The sequence below is a fragment of the Bradyrhizobium sp. Ai1a-2 genome (genome assembly GCF_000426245.1).
Classification (GTDB): domain Bacteria; phylum Pseudomonadota; class Alphaproteobacteria; order Rhizobiales; family Xanthobacteraceae; genus Bradyrhizobium.
The window spans coordinates 20,308-36,833 of sequence record NZ_AUEZ01000007.1 but is presented as its reverse complement, the minus strand read 5'-3'; the positions used below and the strand labels follow the sequence as shown (position 1 = coordinate 36,833).

Genomic DNA, 16,526 nt, shown 5'->3' with positions numbered 1-16,526 from the left:
GAGTAATGGCCGAAAACACTACCCAAGTCGAAAACAACAAAACCGACGTCAAGAAGCTCTCCTTCGAACGCGCGATGGAGGAACTTGAATCGATCGTCAAACGGCTTGAGGACGGCAAGGTGCCACTTGAGGAATCGGTCGCGATTTATGAACGCGGCGAGGCGCTGAAGCGCCGCTGCGAGGAATTATTGCGGCAAGCCGAGGCGCGCGTCGACAAGATCACAACCGACGCCAGCGGCCAGCCCACCGGAACCGAGCCGCTCGACGTGCAGTAGAGCATGATCCGGAAAATCGATCGAACCCGCCTGGCCGGATCATGATCTAGCCCGCGACGCGGCGTCGCAATCGTACAGCACTTCAGGCAAATTCGCCGGTCTTCCCCAGAGTTGGCGAAATAGCTCTTGGCGCATCGCGCTGGCTGCTATAGTCCCGATCTCATCTGGGGACAGTACGTGCGCGTTCGGCACCGCCATATTATTTATATCCAGGGGTATGATCCGCGCGGCTTGGCGCAATATTACCGCATGTTCAGGACCGAACTGCGGAAATTCAGCCGTCTTTACCAGCTATCGGCGACCATCAGCCGGCCAAAGGTCGGCCCCGACGACGAGATCGCGTCCTGGACCATCGAGACCAAGGCGGCCGACTGGCAGACCCGCACAACCTACGATTTCCTGCGGTTTGAGGATTTCATCCAGCGCGACCTCGCCGCGCCGATCTGGCGTACCGTGTTTCATGCCGTCTGGATTTATTGGGGGCTGGTCTTCACCGGCACGATTGCGCGGTTCACGCGGGCGAACTGGCGTTTCACGGCGTTCATCACCTATCCGCATGTCGTGCTGCTGGCGGAGGCGTTGTGCGCTGCGGCAGTAGCGTTCTTGTTTCAACGAGGCCTCAGCGCGATCGGCATCCCCGATCTCTTCAGCGTTGCCGCGGCAACTGCGATCTTTGTCGCCCTGATCGGCACGGTGCTGAAATACAACGAAAACAACACCTACGTGCTTTATCTCCTGTCAGACACGATCTGGACCTGGGAGTTCTCGCACCGACAGCGTCCGGAATGGGACGAGCGCATCGACCGCTTTGCGCAGCACCTCGTCCAGGTCGCGCGCAGCAGCGACGCCGATGAGATTGTGCTGGTCGGCCATAGCTCGGGATCATTCCTGGGGACGGAAATCCTGGCGCGGGCGCTGAGGCTCGACCCGTCACTGGGCCGTCACGGCCCTCGCGTGGTGCTGTTCACCATTGGCGGCAATCTTCCGATCGTCGGGTTTCATAAGGTATCGCGGGAGTTTCGCGACCATTTGCGGCAATTGGCGCTGGAACCCTCGATCGAATGGATCGACTGCCAGGCCCGCAAGGACGTGATGAACTTCTATCAGTTCGATCCGATCTCGAGCCACGGCATCGAACTCGGCGACGCCAGGCGCAATCCGACCGTCGTGCCGGTCCGCTTCCGCGACATCGTCAAGCCCGAGCACTACAATTCCTTCCGCTGGCAGTTCTTCCGAGTGCATTTTCAGTTCGTGATGGCCAATGAGCGCCCGCACCCATACGATTTTTTCATGATCGTGTGCGGTCCGGTGCCGCTGAAGGAGCGGATAACGCTCCCGGAGGCGGCCCTGGAGGTCGCAATTGGCGATCCGGCTGCCCGCGAGCGGGCCTGGCGGCAGATCGAGATGTGCGGCGCGGAGGCAACGGCTAGCGGGAATTTGCTTGAGTTGGAACCTTCCGCCCGCCGCCGCGGTTAAAAACCCTAGATTTTTCAGTTCCCCCCGCTTGGACCCCCCGGGAACCCGGCGGGTGGGTAGCTTGGCTTTGCGGTCGGCTTTGGTGTAAAGCTTGCCGTTCTATGGCTGTTTGGGGGCAGCTTGCCGCAAATTTGGCAGCAGCAGATACCTCCGAAAGGGCCGACGGAAATGACCGGGACGGGTGAAGCTACCAGCGTGACGCGTGTCACGTGGTTCGATCCGGAGTGCATCTAGGCTTTCAAATCAGGCACCGGCCTGCCGAGGCGGCAAATCGGTGTCTGGACTCTCACGGCGCAATCGATGCGCCCCCATCGCCGGTCGGGCCGCTGGCCCTGACCCCAAGAACTGGAATATCGCTGTGACCACATACAGTAAGACGCCGCTTCTCGACACTATCCGCACGCCCGACGACCTGCGCCGGCTCAAGGTCGAGCAGCTGCATCAGGTTGCCGACGAACTCCGCCAGGAGACCATCGACGCGGTTTCCGTGACCGGGGGTCACTTTGGCGCGGGTTTGGGCGTGGTCGAGCTGACCACCGCGATCCACTACACCTTCGACACGCCGCGCGACCGGCTGATCTGGGATGTCGGCCACCAGGCCTATCCGCACAAGATCCTCACCGGCCGGCGCGACCGCATCCGCACGCTCCGCACCGGCGGCGGCCTGTCCGGCTTCACCAAGCGCAGCGAGAGCGACTACGATCCGTTCGGCGCCGCCCATTCCTCGACCTCGATCTCGGCTGGCCTCGGCATGGCCGTGGCGCGCGATCTCGCCGGCGGCACCAACAACGTGATCGCCGTGATCGGCGACGGCGCGATGTCGGCGGGCATGGCCTATGAGGCCATGAACAATGCCGGCGCCATGAACTCGCGCCTGATCGTGATCCTGAACGACAACGACATGTCGATCGCCCCGCCGGTCGGTGCGATGAGCGCATATCTGTCGCGGCTCTATTCCGGCAAGACCTACCGCTCGCTGCGCGAGGCCGCAAAGCAGATCAACAAGCATCTGCCGAAGGTGCTGGCCAACCGCGCCAACCGCGTCGAGGAATATTCCCGCGGCTTCATGATGGACGGCGGTACGCTGTTCGAGGAACTCGGCTTCTATTACGTCGGCCCGATCGACGGCCACAACCTCGACCACCTGCTGCCGGTCCTGAAGAACGTCCGCGACATGGACACCGGCCCGATCCTGGTCCACGTCGTGACCCAGAAGGGCAAGGGCTATCCGCCGGCGGAAGCCTCCGCCGACAAGTACCACGCCGTTGTCAAGTTCGACGTCGCCACCGGCACCCAGGCCAAGGCCAAGCCGAATGCGCCGGCCTACCAGAACGTGTTCGGCCAGAGCCTCGTCAAGGAAGCCCAGAGGGACGACAAGGTCGTCGGCATCACCGCCGCGATGCCGTCCGGCACCGGCATCGACATCTTCAACAAGGCGTTCCCGACCCGCACGTTCGACGTCGGCATCGCCGAGCAGCATGCCGTGACCTTCGCGGCCGGCCTCGCCGCCGAAGGCTACAAGCCGTTCTGCGCGATCTACTCGACCTTCCTGCAGCGCGGCTATGACCAGGTGGTCCATGACGTCGCGATCCAGAGCCTGCCGGTGCGCTTCGCGATCGACCGCGCCGGCCTGGTCGGCGCCGACGGCGCGACCCATGCCGGCTCGTTCGACAACGTCTATCTGGGCTGCCTGCCGAACTTCGTCATCATGGCGGCCTCCGACGAGGCCGAGCTTGTGCACATGGTCGCAACGCAGGTAGCGATCAACGACCGCCCGAGCGCGCTGCGCTATCCGCGCGGCGAAGGCCGCGGCGTCGAAATGCCCGAAGTCGGTATCCCCCTCGATGTCGGCAAGGGCCGCATCATCCGCGAAGGCAAGAAGGTTGCCCTGCTCTCCTTCGGCACCCGCCTCGCCGAATGCGAGAAGGCCGCCGACGAGCTCGCCGCCCACGGCCTCTCCGCCACGATCGCGGATGCGCGCTTCATGAAGCCGCTCGACGAAGAGATGATCCTGAAGCTCGCACGCGAGCACGAGATCCTGATCACCATCGAGGAAGGTTCCATCGGCGGATTCGGCTCGCATGTGATGCAGCTGCTCGCCGAGAACGGCATGCTCGACGGCGGCCTGCGCATGCGTGCGATGGTGCTGCCCGACGTGTTCCTCGATCACGACACGCCGGCGGCGATGTATGCCCGCGCCGGCCTCGACGCCAAGAGCATCGTCGCCAAGGTGTTCGAGACCCTCGGCAAGGATTTCAAGACCGAGACCGTCAAGCTCGCCTGACGACGGGCCTTCCCGCGGATTCCGCGATGAAGATTTATCTGGCAGGTCCCGACGTGTTCCTGCCGGACGCAATCGAAATCGGACGGCGCAAGGCTGAGCTTTGCGCGCGTTACGGCCTGAACGGGCTCTATCCGCTCGACAACGCGGTCGATCTGTCGGCGCCCGATGCTTCCCTCGTCATCTTCAAGGGCAACGAAGCGATGATGGAGGCAGCCGATGCCATCATCGCCAATTTGACGCCGTTTCGCGGCCCCAGTGCCGACGCAGGCACGGTCTATGAGCTCGGCTACATGGCGGGGCGCGGCAAATTGTGCTTCGGCTACTCCAACGACCCCGCGTCATATGCAACTCGCGTGGCGCGCCTATATGAAGTGACGACGTCGCCCGATGGTCGCCTGGCCGATGGCCACGGCCTCACTGTGGAAGAGTTTGGCTTGCCCGACAATCTGATGATGATGCACGCCCTCGACCTGCACGGCTGCGCGCTCGTGACGCCGAGGACGGCACTTGCGGATATCTGGCACGACCTCACCTGCTTCGAGGCCTGCGTCCGCCTTGCGGTGGATCACGGGCGAAGGACGGGTTGAAGGCGATGAAGAAGAGTGAAAGCGAGCAGGCTTCGCGCAAGCGCGCGGATGTGCTGCTGGTCGAGCGCGGCCTGTTCGAGAGCCGGGCGCGGGCGCGCGCCGCGATCGAAGCCGGGCTCGTGACGGCCGATGGCAAGCAGGTGGCGAAACCCTCCGATACGCTTGCGCCCGACGCGACGCTGTCGGCAGAGCCTGCGCATCCCTATGTCTCGCGCGGCGGCGTCAAGCTCGCCGGCGCGCTGGAACAATACCCTGTAGACATCGAAGGTCATGTCTGCCTCGATGTCGGCGCCTCGACCGGCGGCTTCACCGAGGTGCTGCTCGCCAACGGCGCGAGCCTGGTGTTTGCCATCGATGTCGGGCACGGCCAATTGCATCCGTCGCTGCGCGGCCATCCCAGGGTGGTGTCGATGGAAGAGACGGATATCCGCTCCTTCGAGGGCAAGCGCCTTCCGGCGCGCCCGGATGTCGTCGTCATCGACGTCAGCTTCATCTCGCTGAAGCTGGTCTTGCCGGTAGCGCTGTCGCTCGCCGCGGCGCCGATGCACCTGCTTGCGCTGATCAAGCCGCAATTCGAGGCGCAGCGAAAGCATTCGCGCCGCGGCATCATCCGCAACGCCATGGTGCATCAGGAAATCTGCGACGATATCGCGGCCTTTGCGGCAACGCAGGGCTGCACCGACATCCAGGTCTTTCCGTCCCCGATCACGGGCGGCGACGGCAACATCGAATTCTTCCTCGGCGCGCGCCGTGGCTGAACGGCTGGCGATCGATCATGTCGGCCATCGCGGCGACGGCGTCGCGTTTCAGGACGGCCAGGCGATCTACGTTCCTTACGCGCTCGCCGGCGAGACGGTCGAGGTAGCTGCCGTTCCCGGCCATCCTGATCGGCGGCGGCTGCTGCAGGTCGAGCACGCCAGTCCCGAGCGCATTGCGCCGTTCTGCCCGCATTTCGGGCTTTGCGGCGGCTGCGCGATCCAGCATTGGGACAACGAAAGCTACCAGGCCTGGAAGCGCGACCTCGTCGTTGAGGCGCTGGCGCAGGCCAAGGTTGCGGCCGAGGTCGCCCCGCTGATCGACGCCCACGGCCTCGGGCGCCGCCGCATCACGCTTCACGCGCGAATGGGCACGCATGAAGTGCTCAAGGTCGGCTTCGCCGCGGCAAGCTCGCACGACATCATTCCCGTCGATCGCTGTCCGATCCTCGATCCCGGCCTGAGCGGTGCGCTCGACGCTGCCTGGGCGATCGCCGAGCCGTTGATTTCAATCGGCAAGCCGCTCGACATCCAGGTGACCTCGACCCTCAACGGCCTCGACGTCGACGTCCGCGGATCGGGCGCCCTTCCCTCGACCATGATCGCGGCGCTGTCGCGCATTGCCGAACAGCATCGCCTGGCGCGGCTGACGCGGCATGGCGAGTTGGTGCTGATGCGCGCGCCTCCTGCGGTGACGATCGGAACGGCCCAGGTGATCCTGCCACCGGGCTCGTTCCTGCAGGCGACCGTCGCCGGCGAGGAGACCTTGGCACGACTCGTCAGCGATCACTGCCAGCGCGCCAAGCACATCGCCGATCTGTTCTGCGGTGTCGGCCCGTTCGCCCCGCGCCTGGCGGCGAAATCGCGGGTCACCGCCTTCGACAGCGACGCCGGCGCGGTTGCGAGCCTGCAGAAGGCCGCGACCTCGACGGCGGGTTTGAAGCCGGTCAAGGCTGAGCCGCGCGACCTGTTCCGCCGCCCGCTGATGCCGCAGGAATTGCGCGACTTTGATGCGGTCGTGTTCGATCCGCCGCGCCAGGGCGCTCAGGCGCAGGCCACACAACTTGCCGCGAGCAAAGTGCCCACCGTGATCGCGGTGTCATGCAACGCCGCGACTTTCGCCCGCGACGCCAAGATCCTGATCGACGGCGGCTACAGGATCGAAGGCGTCACACCTGTCGACCAGTTCCGCCACACACCGCATGTCGAACTGGTGGCCAAGTTCAGGAAATAGGCGGCAAGCTCTTGACCTCGGTCAACGGCCCCAGCTCCCAGTGGGGCTAACTGCTTACGTGCGAAATTGGTTGGAAGCGGGTCGATGCTGTCAGACAGACGACAGATGTTCGAAACCGCGCTTGGGCTTGGCGCGACGGCGATCATAGGCCCATCGTCACAGGCAGGAGCAGCAGCGATGACGTATGAGGAGGCCGCCAGCATCGTCAGAGCGCCGTTGCGGTCGACGCCAAGAAACCGTGAACTCGTGCGCTTTGCGAGCCTGGCAGCCAACAGCCACAACACCCAGCCCTGGACCTTCACTGCGAGTGCCAACAGAATCGTCATCGCGCCGGACTTCACGCGCAGATGTCCCGCGGTCGATCCGGATGACCACCACCTGTTCGTCAGCCTGGGATGCGCCGCGGAAAATCTCGTGCTGGCAGCCTCGATGCTCGGGCTCAAGGCGAATGCAATCGTCGAGGGCGACGAGATCGTGATCGATCTGGAAACATCCCCCTCCTCCAGCTCGCCGCTCGCCGAAGCGATCACGGCTCGGCAGAGTACCCGCACGATCTATGACGGCAAGCCGGTTTCACCCGAGACGCTGCGCTTGCTGGAGGGCGCATGCCGCGAGCCCGGCGTCTCGACCATCATGATAAGCGATCGGGCCGGGATCTCAGACGTCGCCGACTACGTCGTTCAAGGCAACTCGGCACAGATGCGCGACAAGGCGTTCATGGAGGAGCTGTTACGCTGGCTGCGCTTCAGCGAAGCCGACGCCATGGCGAGGATGGACGGACTGTTCTCGCGCTGCTCCGGAAATCCCGCGATGCCCGCCTGGATTGCCCGGCCGCTTCTCGGCTTCTTCTTCACCGAAGAGGGAGAGAACAAGAAGTACCGCGAGCAGATCGAGAGCTCGGCCGGCGTTGTCGTCCTGGCGGCTGATGCCAGCGACAAGGCCCACTGGATTGCTGTCGGCCGCGCCTGCCAGCGTTTCGGACTGCAGGCGACCGCGCTCGGACTGAAATATGCGTTCGTCAATCAACCGGTCGAGGTGCCCGCGGTCCGCTCCCAATTCGCCGCGGTCATGGGGCTTGGCGAGCGGCGCCCGGACATCATCATGCGCTTCGGCACGGGCCCCGCTCTGCCGAACTCGCTGCGCCGGGCACCGGAGCAGGTGACGCGCGAGATGTCGTAGAACGTAGGGTGGGCAAAGCGCAGCGTGCCCACCATTTCATGTTGTGCTCGCGATGGTGGGCACGCTGCGCTTTGCCCACCCTACGGAAGAAAACCTATCTTCCCCACCTGTCCTGCCAGATCTTTTCTCCGATCATGCAGCTGACGCGCGGCTCCTTTTCGGCCACCGGCACGACGTTTCGTTCCGGGGTGCGGCCGGCGACTTCCATCAGGAGCTTGGTGCGGATCGCTTCCTTGAATTTCTCGCGCTCCTTGATCGTCACCACGAAGGAGCCGGGACCGCCGATCACGCAGTCCTCGTAATATTGATCGAGGTTGTCGATATCCATGGTGGAATAGGACGGCTCCTTCACCATGATCGGCAGGCCGTTGATGACGATGCCCTTCTCCAGCGCCGCGTCGCGCGCGGTCGCGACCGGCGCGCCGTTGTTGTTGGGGCCGTCGCCTGAAATGTCGATGACGCGCCTGAGGCCGCGATAGGGATCTTCGTCGAACAGCGGCACGGCGAAATTGATCGCACCCGAGATCGAGGTCCGCGACGCCCGGCGGATCGGCGTCTTCATGATCTCGGCGGCAACGGCATCGGCGGTTTCCGGACCGTCGATCAGCCGCCAGGGAATGATGATCTTCTGGTCGGAGGAAGCGGCCCATTCGAAATAGGTCACGGCGATCTTGCCGTTCGGACCGGCCTTCAGTGCCTGCAGGAATTCCTTCGATATGATCGCCTGCGCGTAGCCCTCGCGCTGGATCGCGAGTTCGTCCATGTCCATGGAATAGGAGACGTCGACGGCAAGTATCAGTTCGACATCGACGGTGGGGTTCGCGTCCTTCTCCACCACCTGGCGGGTGCCCTGGTTGCCCGGCCCGGGCGCGGCAATGCCGGCCCCATCGCCGCCGACAAGCCAGCCTGCGACAAGCACAACCCCGATCGAGACATACCAGCGCATCAGCTGCCCTCCCGTCGAATGTTAACAATGGTGACACGCAAACTGCGTCACGCAAAGGGCGAACATCGTTTGTCCTTCACATTCAGGTTAGTCGTCGGTCTAAATCTAAAGCTTGGCCTTGCGCTTGCCTCGATTTTGGCGGGGTTTTGTCGTTTGCCCGCGATCGTCCCGCTGCTGCAATGAGCCCGTGCAAAAACCGCCGGTTCCGGGATCGCCGGGAAGGCGATACTATGTTCGCAGAGCAGCAGGAAGTGCCGCGCCATGAGCGACACCGTCACCACCCCGAAAACCAAGGTCAAGACCAAGGTAGAACGGCCGCGCCTGCACAAGGTCATCCTGATCAACGACGACTACACGCCGCGCGAATTCGTCGTCATGGTGCTGAAGGCGGAATTCCGCATGACCGAGGACCAGGCCTTCAAGGTGATGCTCACCGCACACCAGCGCGGCGTCTGCGTGGTTGCGGTCTTCACCAAGGACGTCGCCGAGACAAAGGCGACACGCGCCACCGATGCCGGCCGCGCCAAGGGCTATCCGCTGTTGTTTACGACCGAGCCGGAAGAATAGCGCGCGACCGCCTGCGAGGCTTGCCTGCAAGGCTTCCGGCAACTGGGTTTCCCCGCAATGTCAGCTGCCCGCACGATCGGCCGGTCCCTGACGCCGGCAGGTCCGATTGTCATGCCGCAAGTTGCGGACGGAACAGCACATCGACGCCGTAACTCGTCGCATTGTAGGTGTTGGTCGGGAACAGGCTGCTTGATCCATACGCATACACGCCGTTGCCTCCGATCGAAGCCGATGAGGGTGCGGTCAATGGCCCGTTGCTGACCGCCGAGGCGAACAGGTTGGGATCGGCGGAGTAGTTTCCTGAGGTGTGGTAGGACGCAGTATACGTCGCTCCCGCAGTGATCGTGACCGGGGTGGCGAAGTTGACTTGCTGCCAGCCGCTGGCTGTCTCGTTGGTGAAGGTGGCGGTGGCAAGCAGCGTGCCGGTGCTGCTCCAGAGATTCGCGGTATGGGTGCCGGTGTTCGTCGGGCCCTTGTAGAAGCGCAGCCCGGTGATGTCGCCGGCGCTGGAGGACTGGAATCTGAACCCGAGCTCTACCGAGCTCGGATCATTGACTGACACCGTGCTCGGTGTCGGATTGGAGCTGAACAGACTTATGACGCTCGCGGATGCTGCGTTGACGGTCAGCGAGGCGGATGCGCTCGCCGTCCCGCCCCGGCCGTCGGAGATGGCGTAACTGAACGACGCCGGTCCCGTATAGCCGGAACTGGGTGTGAAAGTGACGGTGTTGGTCTGGGCGTTGAAGCTTGCGGTGCCGTTGGTGCCGTTGCTGACGCCCGTGATCGTCAGGGCATCGCCATTCGGATCGGTATCGTTGGCGAGCAACGCCGACGCCGGGATTGAGAGCGCGGAGTTCTGAGTGGCGCTGAAGCCGGAATCGTTTGCCGCGACCGGTGCCTGATTGGTGCCGCCGCTCGCGGGGCTGAACAGCACGTCGACCCAGTAATTGGTGGCATTGAAGGTGCTGGTCGGGAACAGATTGCCGGTGCCGTAGGTGTAGACGCCGTTGTTCCCGGCGGACGCCGTGAGCGGGCCGTTGACGCGTGCAGTGGTGAAGTAGTTGGCGGTTGTCGCGTAGCGGCCATTGCTGTGGAAGCTGGCCACGTAAGTGGTGCCCGCGGTAATTGATACCGGGCTGTTGAACGTCACCGTCTGCCAGCCGCTCGTGGTTTCATTGGTGAAGGTCGCGGTCGTAAGCAGGGTGCCCGTGCTGCTCCACAATGAGCCGGTGTGGGTGCCGGTGTCATTGGCTCCCTTGTAGTACCTGATGCCGGTGACGGTGCCGGCCACGGACGACGTGAAGCGCACGCCCAGATTGACCTGCGACGTATCTGAATTCGACACATTCGCCGGCGTGTTCGAAGTCGAGAATAGGCTCACCGTCGCCGTTGTCACCGTCAAATTCGCCGTTGCGCTCGCGGTGCCGCCGCGCCCGTCGGAGATGGCATAAATGAACGACGCCGCGCCGGTATACCCGGTGGTCGGCGTGAAGGTGACGACGTTGGTCTGGGCGTTGAAGCTGACGGTGCCGTTGACGGCGCCGCTTGCGCCCGTGATCGTCAGCGGGTCGCCATTCGGATCGGTGTCGTTGGCAAGCAGGGCCGATGCGGCGATGGTCACCGCGGTGTTCTGCGTGGTGCTGTAGCCGCTGTCGTTGTTCGCAACCGGCGGCTGGTTGGCTGCCGGGTTCACCGTCAAATTCGCCGTTGCACTCGCGGTGCCGCCCCGCCCGTCGGAGATGGCATAGCTGAACGACGCCGCGCCGGTATACCCGGCGGTCGGCGTGAAGGTGACGACATTGGTCTGGGCGTTGAAGCTGACGGTGCCGTTGACGGCGCCGCTCGCGCCCGTGATCGTCAGCGGGTCGCCATTCGGATCGGTGTCGTTGGCAAGCAGGGCCGATGCGGCAATGGTCAGAGCCGTGTTCTGCGTGGTAGTATAGCCGCTGTCGTTGTTCGCAACCGGCGGCTGGTTGGCTGCCGGGTTCACCGTCAGATTCGCCGTTGCACTCGCGGTGCCGCCGCGTCCATCGGAGATGGCATAGGTGAACGACGCCGCGCCTGTGTACCCGGTGGTCGGCGTGAAGGTGACGACGTTGGTCTGGGCGTTGAAGCTGACGGTGCCGTTGACCGCGCCGCTCGCGCCCGTGATCGTCAGCGGATCGCCATTCGGATCGGTATCATTGGCAAGCAGGGCCGATGCGGCAATGGTCAGAGCCGTGTTCTGCGTGGTGCTGTAGCCGCTGTCGTTGTTGGCAACCGGCGGCTGGTTGGCTGCCGGGCTCACCGTCAGATTCGCCGTTGCACTCGCGGTGCCGCCGCGCCCATCGGAGATGGCATAGGTGAACGACGCGGCGCCGGTGTATCCGGTGGTCGGCGTGAAGGTGACGACGTTGGTCTGGGCGTTGAAGCTGACGGTGCCGTTGACCGCGCCGCTTGCGCCCGTGATCGTCAGCGGGTCGCCATTCGGATCGGTGTCGTTGGCAAGCAGGGCCGATGCGGCGATGGTCAGAGCCGTGTTCTGCGTGGTGCTGTAGCCGCTGTCATTGTTCGCAACCGGCGGCTGGTTGGCTGCCGGGCTCACCGTCAGATTCGCCGTTGCACTCGCGGTTCCGCCCCGCCCATCGGAGATGGCATAGTTGAACGACGCAGCGCCGGTGTATCCGGTGGTCGGCGTGAAGGTGACGACGTTGGTCTGGGCATTGAAGCTGACGGTGCCGTTGACCGCGCCGCTTGCGCCCGTGATCGTCAGCGGGTCGCCATTCGGATCGGTATCGTTGGCAAGCAGGGCCGATGCGGCGACGGTAAGAGCGGTGTTCTGCGTGGTGGTATAGCCGCTGTCGTTGTTCGCAACCGGCGGCTGGTTGGCTGGAGGGTTCACCGTCAAATTCGCCGTTGCACTCGCGGTGCCGCCGCGCCCATCGGAGATGGCATAGGTGAAGGACGCCGCGCCGGTGTACCCGGTGGTCGGCGTGAAGGTGACGACGTTGGTCTGGGCGTTGAAGCTGACGGTGCCGTTGACCGCGCCGCTCGCGCCCGTGATCGTCAGCGGATCGCCATTCGGATCGGTATCATTGGCAAGCAGGGCCGATGCGGCAATGGTCACCGCGGTATTCTGCGTGGTGGTATAGCCGCTGTCGTTGTTCGCAACCGGCGGCTGGTTGCCGGCGCCAGACGACGGCGTGAACACGACATCGACCCAATAGTTTGCGGCGTTGTAGGTGTTGGTCGGGAAGATGCCGGATGTGCTGGTGCCACCATAGGCATAAACACCATTGCCGCCGGCGGTCGTGGTGGAAGGCGCGGTCAGCGGACCATTCGTGACGGCCGCGGTGAAGTAACTGTTGGTCGCCACATAGGCGCCGGTGGTGTGATAGGAAGCAATATAGGTGGTGTTGGCGGTGATCGAAACCGCTGATGGCAGCGTGACGGTCTGCCAGCCGCTGGCTGACGTGCTGCTAAAGGTGGCGGTGGAAAGGCGGGTGCCTGTCGAGGTCCAGAGATCGAGGGTGTTGATGCCGGTGTCACCCGGGCTGCGATAGAATCTGAGCGCCGTGATCTGCCCGGCGACCGAGGACGTGAACTTCATCCCGAGTTGGAGCTGGGACCCATCATTGAGGTTGGTCTGCGCCGGTGTACTTGACGCGCTGAACAGGCTGACGGGAGCGGCTCCGGGCAGCGCCACCGTAAAGTTGACAGTGGCCGACGCCGTACCGCCGCGCCCATCGGAGATCGTGTAGGCGAAGCTCGCCGGACCGGTGTAGCCGGCATTGGGCGTAAACGTGATGGTGTTGTTCTGCGGATTGGATTGCGTGTTGAGGACGACGGTGCCGTTCGTCGCTCCGCTCACCGCGGTGACGACCAGTGAATCACCGTTGGGATCGCTGTCGTTGGCCGTCAGGGACGATGCTGCAATCGTCATGGCCAAATCGCGTGTCGCGGTCGGGCCGGCGTCATTCACTGCCACCGGCGCAATGTTGGCCGTGGAGGGGTTGAACATGACGTCAACCCAGAAATTTGTCGCCGAGAACGTGCTGGTCGGGAACGCCCTGTTGCTGCTGTAGGTATAGACGCCATTGCCACTCCCGGGAGCGGTCAGCGGGCCACTCGTCACGTTGCCCGTGAAGTAGTTCGCGCTGGAGGAATAGTGGCCGACATTCGTGTGATAGGAAGCGACATAGGTCGCGCCGGGCGTCAGCGTAACCGGGCTGGAGAAAACCACGCTCTGCCAGCCGGTGGCAGTTTCGTTTGTGAAGGTTGCGGTTGCGAGCAAGGTTCCGGTGCTCGTCCAGAGTGAGCCGGTGTGGGTGCCCGTATCCTGGCTGCTCTTGTAGAAGCGGACGCCGCTCATGGTGCCGGCAATCGCCGTCTGGAACCTCACGCCCAGTTCAGCGGCGCTTGCATCCGTGGTGTTGACGGTGTCGGGGGTGGCCGAGCCCGGAAAGAGCGTGATGTAGTTCGGAGCCGTGACGGTCACCGAGCGACCCGCCGAAGGCGCTTCAAGATTGATGCTGTCGTCTACCGCACGAGACAAAATGGTGTAGGTCCCGGCAACCTGCGGCGACCAGGTGTAGGTCCACGTCTCGTCGCCGATGGCAGGGTGCCAACTCGCTCCGCCGTCTGTCGAGACTTCCACGCCGGCAACCACGCCGCCGCCAAGATCCGCTGCCGTACCGGAAATCGTGACAACGTTGCCGGCAACAAGACTTGCCAGTGCGTTGATGGTGGAGGTTGGGCGGGTCGTGTCCGCCGAGGCCGTAGTGGCAATCATCCCCGGCTGGAGCGTGCCCGGCTGGATGCCCATGTCGGCGAGCAGGTTGATCATCGCCTGCTGCACGCGAGGATCGGTGGGCGTTGCCGCCAGATCGTGATTGTCGCTCAGGCCCCAGGCCCAGTAGACCGTTCCGGCGCCGAAGACCAATGCGCCACTCGCCGCGCGATAGAGCGTCAGGTTATGGGTTGAGGTCCCGCTTCCGGTTGTGTTGCCGTAGTCAAGCAGATAGGTGCTGACCGGAACCGTCGTCGAGGACAGCCGCACCAGGCCCGCGGGATCGAATCCATTGTCGACCGCTTCGTCCCACTCATAGCCGAGATAGTTCTTGGTCAGCGTCGCTGTCTGTCCCGGCTGAAGATTGGCAACGCTGGTGTTGCGCCAGAAGCGCAGATTGGCGTCGTCATAGGGAATTTTGATCGCCTGCAGGTTGCCCTGGCCGACATCATCGACCTGGAACATCTGTCCGATCAAGGCATTCTCTGGGATTCCTCCGCCGATCGCCGGCGGGCTGAGGCGCGGGTCACGGAACGTCCCGGTCCACTCGTTGCTCGGATCGATCGACGCTCCGGGTGACCACGTCTCCTTGTAGGAGATCAAGGTGCGATAGGGCGTGGCGCCGCTGCTGATGCTGTTGCCCCAGCGCGTGCGCCAATACATCTCGTTGCCGCTCCAGAACGCGAGATTGACGCCCGCATCGCGGGCCGCCTGGACGTTGGCGCGTTGTTGCCCTGACCAGTATTCGTCGTGACCTACGTCGAGGTAGAGATTGTGGTTGAGGAGCAGACTGCCGTAACGGTCTGCGTCAACGCCCGACATGTAGGATACGTCGTAACCGTTCTGCTCCAGCCAGTAGATCGCCGCGTATTCAGCGCCGAACAAATAGTCCTGCGGCCCTGCAAACGTTCCGACGTTGCCCCGGGTGGCAATCGGCCGGTTGTAGCTCACGGCGTAGGCGCGCCCGGCACCTTGACCCGTCGCTGGGCCGTTGCCGCCATAGAAATTTGCCCCGCCCCAGCCGTTATAGGCCTGCCAGGTCGTGTCAGACGTCTGAAAGACGACATCGCTGGTGCTGCTGTCGTCCCTTACGATGAACGGGATATGATTCTCGCCGGATGTTCCGTCCTGGCGTACGAGCTTTGCGATGTAGACGCCGGATGCGGCATCCGCCGGAACGTCCCAGGAGGCTGAGACCGCCCAGTTGCCGGCGTCGACCAAGCCGGTCGACGCGTCGCGTAGCGGCGCAGGCTGGTTCTGCACGCCCGTGTGTTGAATGGTGGCGACCTTTCGAGCACCCATGCCGCCGTAGTAGCCGAGGCGGTAGATATCGATCCGGTAGTTCGACGAATTCGTGTTGATCTTGAAGTCGATCCGGTTGCCGCGATTGATGCTGATGTCGGTGGCAAAACCTTCGATATTCGAGCTGCCGGCACCGTCGATACCCCATTCGCTCTCAGGGTTTCCCTGCTTCTGGTTCTCGAGGACGATCGGATTGGTGGAAGCCGCGGCGGCCGCGAGCAGGTTGGGCGATGCCGTCGTGGCAGCCTGCCGCGCAGCAGGGGCAGGCGTTGCGCTCGTCACGGAGCCGGACAGAATTCCGATTTCAGTCTTCCCGGTACCGCTGCCAGTCTCTCCGCCGCCTGGCAGCACGCCCCAATCCCGGATTGGTCCTCCACCCGACAGTGCATTCCAGTTTGCGAGCGGCGCAACGTTTGCCAATGACATGTCAGCACTGACGGAGGCTCCCATCATCCCGGCATGACCGGTCAACACGAAATCTGCCCCGCCAGACACGTGGCTGCCGTGCAACTGGCTGCTCAATTGCGCCGGCGCAGCATTGGCAGCTCTCTGATCGAGCAACCGTGTTGGTGCAATGAAGTAGCCGCAACCACAAATCTGCGCGACGGCTGGAGATGTAGAAGATCCGATGATGTGCGGGGTCGAATTCGCTGAAGGGACGTGACCGAGGATGACGACGGGATTTGTCATCGCAGGTTCGACAACTGCAGAAGTCGGCGTTCGGACGTCTGCTGTCCCCCCTGCAAATCCGGCGTCCGCAGGTTCAGTGGGTGCCGACGCAGCGGCGCCCAAGCGCGGAGCTTCCCACGAATTCCGTGCAGCAAGCAGCGACAGCGGCTCGTTCTCTGCGTCTGTATCGGTCGCTTGGAGATTTCTTCGCAGGAGCGTGCGGGGCCAGGTGTGTAATCCGAGAGCGATACGACCCAAACCAGAACGTTCGTATAACGACCTCATGATGTCCTCTCGCGACAGAGAATACGCATGACACACGCGCGGCTTTGCAGCCTTGGCGATGGACTTGATGCCGAAGCGATAACTTTGAATTTTATGGGCGGCCAATCATGGACCGCTGCACAGCCATGCTACCGAAGGCAGCGACCGCAAACCGGAACCTGTGCCGATGGTGCGATGCGATCTGCCGTTCGGTCACGAT

General features: G+C 63.5%; 10 protein-coding genes. 8 read left to right on the top strand and 2 right to left on the bottom strand.

Annotation, left to right across the window (positions count from 1 at the left end; translation table 11 throughout):
• Window positions 1-5 precede the first annotated feature (5 nt).
• From K288_RS0107335 to K288_RS0107305, 7 genes are all read left to right on the top strand, one after another.
• On the top strand, window positions 6-275 hold the full coding sequence (locus K288_RS0107335; protein ID WP_027578943.1) for an exodeoxyribonuclease VII small subunit: 270 nt from the start codon (window positions 6-8) through the stop codon (window positions 273-275).
• Between the two features lie 126 nt (window positions 276-401).
• Window positions 402-1,751, top strand: a complete 1,350-nt coding sequence (locus K288_RS0107330) for a hypothetical protein (RefSeq protein WP_152535424.1) — start codon at window positions 402-404, stop codon at window positions 1,749-1,751.
• A gap of 358 nt (window positions 1,752-2,109) precedes the next feature.
• Window positions 2,110-4,035: a 1-deoxy-D-xylulose-5-phosphate synthase gene (gene dxs / locus K288_RS0107325; RefSeq protein ID WP_027578941.1), complete on the top strand. Its 1,926-nt coding sequence runs from the start codon at window positions 2,110-2,112 to the stop codon at window positions 4,033-4,035.
• 26 nt (window positions 4,036-4,061) lie between these two features.
• Window positions 4,062-4,622 (top strand): nucleoside 2-deoxyribosyltransferase, encoded by a 561-nt coding sequence (locus tag K288_RS0107320; RefSeq protein ID WP_027578940.1) that lies wholly within the window; start codon window positions 4,062-4,064, stop codon window positions 4,620-4,622.
• 5 nt (window positions 4,623-4,627) lie between these two features.
• Window positions 4,628-5,380: a TlyA family RNA methyltransferase gene (locus K288_RS0107315; RefSeq protein WP_027578939.1), complete on the top strand. Its 753-nt coding sequence runs from the start codon at window positions 4,628-4,630 to the stop codon at window positions 5,378-5,380.
• Window positions 5,373-6,611, top strand: a complete 1,239-nt coding sequence (locus tag K288_RS0107310) for a methyltransferase (protein WP_027578938.1) — start codon at window positions 5,373-5,375, stop codon at window positions 6,609-6,611. Before K288_RS0107315 ends, K288_RS0107310 begins: the two co-directional genes overlap by 8 nt.
• An 84-nt stretch (window positions 6,612-6,695) precedes the next feature.
• Window positions 6,696-7,790, top strand: a complete 1,095-nt coding sequence (locus tag K288_RS0107305) for a nitroreductase family protein (protein ID WP_027578937.1) — start codon at window positions 6,696-6,698, stop codon at window positions 7,788-7,790.
• 94 nt (window positions 7,791-7,884) lie between these two features.
• On the opposite strand, the gene K288_RS0107300 is transcribed toward K288_RS0107305, so the two are convergent.
• Window positions 7,885-8,736 carry a DUF1194 domain-containing protein gene (locus tag K288_RS0107300; protein ID WP_027578936.1) on the bottom strand — a complete coding sequence of 284 codons (852 nt, stop codon included), beginning with the start codon at window positions 8,734-8,736 and terminating at the stop codon, window positions 7,885-7,887.
• A 261-nt stretch (window positions 8,737-8,997) separates the two neighbouring features.
• On the opposite strand from K288_RS0107300, the gene clpS reads away from it, so the two are divergent.
• Window positions 8,998-9,303, top strand: coding sequence for an ATP-dependent Clp protease adapter ClpS (clpS, locus tag K288_RS0107295; protein ID WP_027578935.1), 306 nt, complete (start codon window positions 8,998-9,000; stop codon window positions 9,301-9,303).
• A gap of 109 nt (window positions 9,304-9,412) precedes the next feature.
• On the opposite strand, the gene K288_RS49490 is transcribed toward clpS, so the two are convergent.
• Window positions 9,413-16,063, bottom strand: coding sequence for a DUF4082 domain-containing protein (locus tag K288_RS49490; protein ID WP_244443083.1), 6,651 nt, complete (start codon window positions 16,061-16,063; stop codon window positions 9,413-9,415).
• Window positions 16,064-16,526: the final 463 nt, after the last annotated feature.